Source organism: Leptothoe sp. PORK10 BA2, assembly GCF_034932105.1.
Taxonomy (GTDB): Bacteria; Cyanobacteriota; Cyanobacteriia; order Phormidesmidales; family Phormidesmidaceae; genus Leptothoe.
The window spans coordinates 25,522-32,700 of sequence record NZ_JAYGIG010000139.1 but is presented as its reverse complement, the minus strand read 5'-3'; the positions used below and the strand labels follow the sequence as shown (position 1 = coordinate 32,700).

General features: G+C 51.6%; 5 protein-coding genes. 1 reads left to right on the top strand and 4 read right to left on the bottom strand.

Translation table 11 applies throughout. From position 1 onward, the window contains the following. Window positions 1–381: 381 nt before the first annotated feature. Window positions 382–756: a thioredoxin gene (gene trxA / locus VB741_RS22555; protein ID WP_323367469.1), complete on the bottom strand. Its 375-nt coding sequence runs from the start codon at window positions 754–756 to the stop codon at window positions 382–384. A 463-nt stretch (window positions 757–1,219) separates the two neighbouring features. After that, entirely contained in the window at window positions 1,220–3,817 is a 2,598-nt protein-coding gene (leuS, locus tag VB741_RS22550; RefSeq protein ID WP_323367467.1) for a leucine--tRNA ligase, read from the bottom strand. A 262-nt stretch (window positions 3,818–4,079) separates the two neighbouring features. Between leuS and VB741_RS22545 the strand changes: the two genes are divergently transcribed. Continuing rightward, window positions 4,080–4,322: a hypothetical protein gene (locus VB741_RS22545; RefSeq protein ID WP_323367466.1), complete on the top strand. Its 243-nt coding sequence runs from the start codon at window positions 4,080–4,082 to the stop codon at window positions 4,320–4,322. An 85-nt stretch (window positions 4,323–4,407) separates the two neighbouring features. Here VB741_RS22545 and VB741_RS22540 read toward each other — a convergent pair whose 3' ends face one another. Continuing rightward, window positions 4,408–4,776, bottom strand: a complete 369-nt coding sequence (locus VB741_RS22540; RefSeq protein WP_323367468.1) for a transposase — start codon at window positions 4,774–4,776, stop codon at window positions 4,408–4,410. A gap of 98 nt (window positions 4,777–4,874) precedes the next feature. After that, the gene (locus VB741_RS22535) at window positions 4,875–7,178 is read right to left on the bottom strand and encodes a GumC family protein (RefSeq protein WP_323367465.1); all 2,304 of its coding nucleotides are present in this window, start codon (window positions 7,176–7,178) and stop codon (window positions 4,875–4,877) included. Between the last annotated feature and the right edge of the window lies 1 nt (window position 7,179).

Below are 7,179 nucleotides of genomic sequence, written 5' to 3'. Positions count from 1 at the left end.
AACGACCGCTTGGTCAAACGATATCAACCACAGGCAACGGGGGGTTGACTGGCAGATGAAGGTCGATGATGCTCGCTGTAAGCTAGCCTCCGTTTACCCTAAAATTAAGCTTTGACACTGCACTAGCTAAATTAAGCTCTAGAATTCGAGGTCCTAGTCCGTCCTGCAAAATTAGGGGAGACTCGACTCAATGCTCCATTATTGGAAGCTGGGGGACATTTTCGAGGAGGCTAAACTTCAGGTCTTCCATTTGATGAACGGTTAGGCTGGCCTATTTGAGTAAAGCCATTAAAAAACCGCATCCAAAAACCTGTTGAGGGTAGGATACGGCTGTTCGTTATTAAGGTTGCATCTTCAAGCACACCGTGGGAGGCTACTGCTCTATAGATGCTTTGCCAGGGTGGAGCTGAACTCGCTATAGGGCTTGGCTCCAATCACTGTATCCACTTGTTCTCCTTGCTTAAAGAACAACACAGCGGGAATGCTCTTGATACCAAAGCGTTTGGCCACTGATTTGTTGTTATCAATATCGAGCTTAACAACCGTTACTTGGTCGCCGTATTCGTCAGCTAGCTGATCCATCAGTGGAGCAACTAATTTACAAGGTCCACACCAAGATGCTGTACAGTCCATGACCACCATAGGCTGAGTGGTAATTAAATTATCGAGAGCGGCTTCATCAGGAAGATATTCAGCGGCCATAGACAGAGATGCTCCAAAAGTTTGAACGTGGCGGACTAGAGTTGACTCATAAATTATTATAACTAGAAATGGTCACATCACCCTCTCTGTAATAATTATAGAGTGTTTTCTGTAACATCCCTGGGGCGACAACGTTAGTCAGTTTGCCTAGGATCATAATCATCTTTTAGATCTCTTTGCCGTCAAGACCTGAACTATAGCCAGTTTCTGCCGATGAATGAGAATGTTCAGTAATAAGAATATTCCTGTCCTGCAATCAGTCTTGATAATTTGAGACTGATTGCAGGACAGGAATAAGCAGTTGCATTATCCACTATGTCAGTGGGTAATGCAACTCATCGTTATAATTCTGATTAGCTTTTTGATTTATGTCTATGGATCTGCTTGTAGTTGATGGATACCCTGCATCAAACATCCTTGCCCATGTCAGGGATGTTTGATGCAGGGTATGGGGAGATCAGGTGGACTCGGTAACGGCTCAGGTCTTGACTGTGGGGCAATCAAGAGACCTCAGGCGTTAAATGGCGACAAAGTTTACCAGTTTGCCTGGGACCACAATCACTTTCTTGATCTCCTTACCTGCGAGATGCTTTTTGGCAATGTCGGAGTCGCGGGCGTACTGCTCTAGTTCATCTTTGCTGGCACTGGCTGGCACTAGAATAGTACCTCTAGTTTTGCCCTTGATTTGGATCACCAGGGTAATCTCATCGGCGACTAGGGCAGCTGGGTCAAACGCTGGCCAGTTCTGGCGATGGACCGATGCGCTAAAGCCTAGCTGGTGCCAGAGTTCCTCAGCAATGTGGGGGGCAAAGGGGGCCAACAGAAGTACGAGGGACTGCACACCTTCGGCATAGACATCGCTATCTTTTGGGTTGGCATCTTTAAGGGCATTGCTAAGTTTCATCAACTCGGAGACGGCTGTGTTGAACTGATAGCCTTCTTCCACATCTTCTGAGATGTCTTTGATGGCGGTGTGGATGGCCCGACGGAGGTCTTTGTCAGCTTTGCTTAGGCTGCTTTGGTCAATGTTGGTGACTAAGGATTTGCTGCCTTGGGTATCTGTAAAGCTGGTAACCAAGAGCCACACTCGGTTCAAAAACCTGAATTGACCTTCCACATCGGCATCATCCCATTCGAGATCTTTCTCGGGGGGGGCTTTGAACAGGATGAACATGCGGGCGGTGTCAGCTCCGTATTTGCCTAGTACCACCCGGGGTTCAACGCCGTTGTACTTGGATTTGGACATTTTTTCGTAGAATGCCTGGAGCGGATCGCCAGTGGTGGGATCTTTGGGATCGTTGAGGTCGCCGACATCTTCGGGGGCGATGTATTTGCCGGTGGTGGGGCTTTTGTAGGTGATGGCTTGGACCATGCCCTGGGTGAGTAGTCGCTGGAAGGGTTCGTTGATGGAGACTAGGTTGCGATCGCGCAGCACCTTAGTAAAGAACCGCGAATACAACAAATGCAAAATCGCATGTTCAATCCCACCCACATACTGATCCACCGCTAACCACTCATCTGCCTTGTCCTTAGCAAACGGCAGTGCTTCATTCTGAGCATCGGTATAGCGCAAGAAGTACCAGGACGAATCAATGAACGTATCCATCGTGTCCGTTTCCCGTTTAGCATCCGCTCCACACTCAGGACACTTACAGTTAACCCAGTCCGACATTTTGGCCAGGGGCGAACCACCACGGGCACTAAACTCCACATCCACCGGCAGCTCCACCGGTAGCTGATCAGCAGGCACCGGGACCGTGCCACACTCATCGCAGTAAATCATCGGGATCGGCACCCCCCAGTAACGCTGGCGAGAAATCAACCAGTCCCGCAAACGATAGTTAACCGTCCCTTCACCCTTTTCATGGTCCTCTAACCACTTGATGGCCGCAGGAACACTTTGCCCCGCCCCCTTCCCAGCTGGGATACCATCCAAGGGACCCGAATTCACCATCACCCCTTCCCCAGGGAAGGCGGTTTCCATGGTGGTCCCATCCAGAGCTTCTCCCCCGTCTGGGTCTGGGGGCTGCACTACCACCTGAATCGGCAAATCAAACTTGCGAGCAAACTCAAAGTCTCGCTGGTCATGGGCAGGCACCGCCATAATCGCCCCGGTGCCGTAGTCCATCAACACATAGTCCGCAATCCAAATAGGAATTGTCTGATCGTTGACCGGATTAATCGCATAGCTGCCGGTCCACACGCCCGTTTTCTCCCGGTTCTCGGCGGTGCGATCCATTTCACTCATGCCCGCCGCCATGGCTTGGTAGGCCTTAATGGCATCTGCCTGGTCAGCCGTGGTCAGCTTTTCCACCAACGGATGCTCAGGCGAAAGTACCATGAAGGAAGCGCCCCAGAGGGTATCTGGCCGAGTGGTATAGATCTTGATATCGTCGCCGTCTTCGGTGGTAAACACCACATGGGCCCCGGTGGACTTGCCAATCCAGTTGGCCTGCATGGTCTTTACTCGCTCAGGCCAGCCAGTCAGCTGCTCGAGGTCAGCCAACAGCTGATCCGCATAGTCCGTAATCTTGAGGAACCACTGACGCAGGAGCTTACGCTCCACCTTGGCCCCCGAACGCCAAGACTTACCTTCGCTATCCACCTGCTCATTGGCAAGGACCGTCTGGTCAATGGGGTCCCAGTTAACGGCAGCCTCTCTTTGGTAAGCCAACCCCGCTTCGTAAAACTGCAAAAATATCCACTGGGTCCAGCGATAGTAGTCGGGGGAGCAGGTGGCCACTTCTCGATCCCAGTCATAGGAGAGACCTAGCTCCTGCAGCTGCTCTCTCATCTGGCCAATATTCTGATAGGTCCACTTCGCCGGGGGAATGCCCCGATCAATGGCCGCATTCTCCGCCGGTAGACCAAAAGCATCCCAGCCCATGGGGTGCAACACGTTATACCCCTGCATCCGGCGCAAACGGGCAATCACATCGGTGATGGTGTAGTTGCGCACATGGCCCATGTGCAAATTGCCCGAGGGATAGGGGAACATGGACAGAGCATAGAATTTTTTCTGCCCAGGGGTGGCAGGTGTTTTATCCAGCCCGTGGTCTAACCACTGCTGCTGCCACTTTTTCTCGATGTCTGCCGGATTGTATCGAGACTCCACGTTTGATTTTCCCTTCCCATTTAATGGGGTCTACTACTCAATGCGTCTGCAATTAGACAGTTTCATTAGTCCTTGCAGAATTGCCTGATCAATTCTAATCGTCCGTTGCCCATATGTAAGGTCTACGCAGGTTAACTTCTAGATCTAAATTCGCAGCCAGATAACTCATATTGCCATGACCAGACTTCGAGTGCCAAAGCCATTTGCACAATAATTTGCACAATTGGCCCAAGAGATTAAGTCCGAAGCTTGGCTCCCATCGATGCCAAAGTACAGTGCCACTGACCAGAAGGGACGATATCTGCATTGGGATGAGTTTCAGTGGCAGGTTGATTCCGGTGATGATGTATTGGCTGCCTGGTGTGTCACTAAGTTTGCTCGCATGGCCCTAGCAAAGGGCTTACCGCAGCTACAAGCTGAAGGAGACCACTATTTTAGTTACTGTGTACCTGACTCACTGTTTGCCCGATTACACGTAATCGACAAAATGACCGGGGGAGGGTAAAGCCTAGGTGATGGTCCCTTCGTTTCATCCAATGAGAAGGATCGCTACCTCGTTAAGAATCTAATGTAGTACAACAAATAATTAATTATGCAACATCAGCATAATATTTTCCTGGTTTCTGGTCAGCTTTTTCTTTGGTGAAAGTCCAGTCGATGGTTTGATGCTCCCGGTTGCGTTTAGCATTCCAGGCTTTGACTTCAGTGATCATTTTTTCCGCTGTTGGGATACGGCGATTGAGACACTGTTTGTCTAAAATACCAATCTCAATTTCTGCCATATTCAGCCAACTGCCATGGGCCGGGGTGTAGTGAAATTCAATGCGCTTGAGCAATTTGGCTGCCCGCTTTTCTCCCAAAATGTCCACAAAGCATTGGGCAAAATGAGTGTTGAGGTTATCCAACACGATATGGACTTTCTTCGCCTGTTGATAATGACCCTGGAATAGCTGACGAATAAAGCTTAAAGGGTGACAACATATCTATATAGCCTGTTGCATCAGGGATAGCGCGAGAAAACCCCGTTGAAAAAAGCTCTAAAAAACTAGACCCTTGCCTATTTCCCCATCTTGAGAAAATCAGACACGCTCAGTCCGTTTTTGTGGGCCGTGCCGCCATTGGTGCTGGCGGCGGCGGCTAGGGCCCTGGTTTGCTCCTGGGGGGGAGGCGAGATCGATGGCTCCTCTGGCTGAGGTCCGTAGCCGTAGGAGTAGTACTTATAGCCGTTACCAGTGGTGGAAATTCCGTTGGCCACTACACCCAAGACGGGAATGTTTGTAAAGCCGATATTGTCCATGGCGTGTTCGAGGATGTTGCGATCGCAATAATTCACCCGAGACACCAGAATCAGACCATCGGTATGGGGCGCAATCAATGTAGCATCCGCCAGACCCACCAGCGGCGGCGTGTCGTAAACAATCAGATCAAACTCTTTTTCTAACCGTTTCATAAACAGTCGCATCCGCTTAGACGACAACAGTTTTACCGGGTCAGGGGGGATAGTCCCAGCTCCAATGGCATAAAAATGAATAAACGGCATCGCCTTCTGCAGAACCTCAGTCCCGCTGGCATTACCCGCCAGTAAATCACTCAGACCTTTGACATTTTTAAGCCCCAACCGCTTATGCACCTTAGGCCGCCGCAAATCCGCATCCACCAGCAACACCCGTTTACCCATGGTAGCGGCGGTTTGGGCCAGATGCTGCGCCACCGTCGACTTACCCTCTCCAGGCATCGACGAACTGATAATCACAGACTGAATCGGGCGGTCGGCCCCCATCAGCATGAGGTTAGTCTGCAGCAGCCGCATGGACTCTAAAAACTGTGAGCCGCCGTAGCCGCCGTAGCCGCCGTAGCCGCCGGACTGGGGCACTTTTCTGCTAATGCTCCGCTGTAGTCGCTGACCGAGGCCACCTGATTCCATCTGAGCATCATCAAACTCCGCCTGATAGGGAATCGTCCCCAGCAGTGGCAGCTTCACCACTCTTTTAATGTCATCGACGGTCCGACAAATACTATCTAATTTTTCCAGCAGTAGCGCCGCCCCCACACTCACCAACAAACTAGCCACCAGGCCCAACACCAGACTCCGCTTAGGATTGGGGGATATGGGCGTCTCCGGCTTGTTAGGAGCCTCGATCAGCTCCCAGGGAATCTCCGTTTGAGCCGCTTCGATTGCCAGCGTTTCGCGGGTTTCCAAAAACCGACTCAGGGCCCCCACCCCAATGTCCAACTCCCGCTGCAGGTCGCTATACTGCCGCGCTAGGGTGGGCAGCTGGGTGAGGGTATTTTGCAGCTGGGCTTCAGCCGCCGCAATGGTTTGATTCTGGGTTTCCAAAATGGCGACGGCATTTTCTGCCTCCGTATACTTCGCATTTAAGACCCGCTGGGCTTCCGCCTCCAGCACAGGCAGCATTCGCTCTCGCTTATCCTGGAGCACCTGAATCACCAGACTCCCCGGCTGGAACCGAGTCAGCTCCGTGGCAATTTCTGTTTCGACCTGGCGCAGTTCTTGAATCAGCTGCTGGTAGACCGGTGCCGTTTGCAGGGCAACCTCATCCCCACCCTTCGCCAACAGTAGCTCATAGTTGGCCTGGGCCTGGGCCAGCTGGCGGTCTACCTCTAAGCGCTGGGTGCTCAGCTGCTCGGCCTGGGCCGTAATTTGTTGATTTTGGGTGGCCGGATCGATAAAGTTGTAAGCCTTACGAAACTGCTCCAGCTGACTCTGCAGTTCATTGACTCGGCCCTGGAGTTCGGGGAGCTGTTGATCAACAAACTGAATTCCCTGGCGAAGGTTGGTTTGACGCTCATCCAGACTGTACTTTAAATAAACAGTGGACAGAGCATCCAAGGTTGCCTGGATTTTTACCGGGTCGTTACCCTTATAGCTAACCTCAACGATTTTTGTTTCCCCCACCCGTTTGATGGTGAGATTTTTGAGCAAATCCTCATAGTCTAGGCTGGGGTCAATCGTTTTTAGCTCTGCTAACACTTGCCCAATCAGCTCAGGGCTACGTAGTACCTGCACCTGGGTTTCATAATCCAGTCCCGACTGGTTAGTGGGGGCGGCTTCTGCCAACAGTCCGCTCAAATCCGAGAAGTTGTTGTCGGCGTTGACGGGCTCCACCAACACTTCAAAATTCCCCTCATAGATCGGTTCCTGGCGCAGGGTATTGAACATGACCGCCCCCATCACCCCGGCGGCTACCCCCGTAATCATCAGGGAACGTCGCCGCAGCAACGTCAGCAGCTGAGTCAAATCCAGCTCATCATCATCCTTGGCCCATGGCATGGAGGGGAGCTGGAGAGGTATGGCTAAACCGTTAGCGGACGCGCCGTTGGCTGAAGCAAAATTATCCATA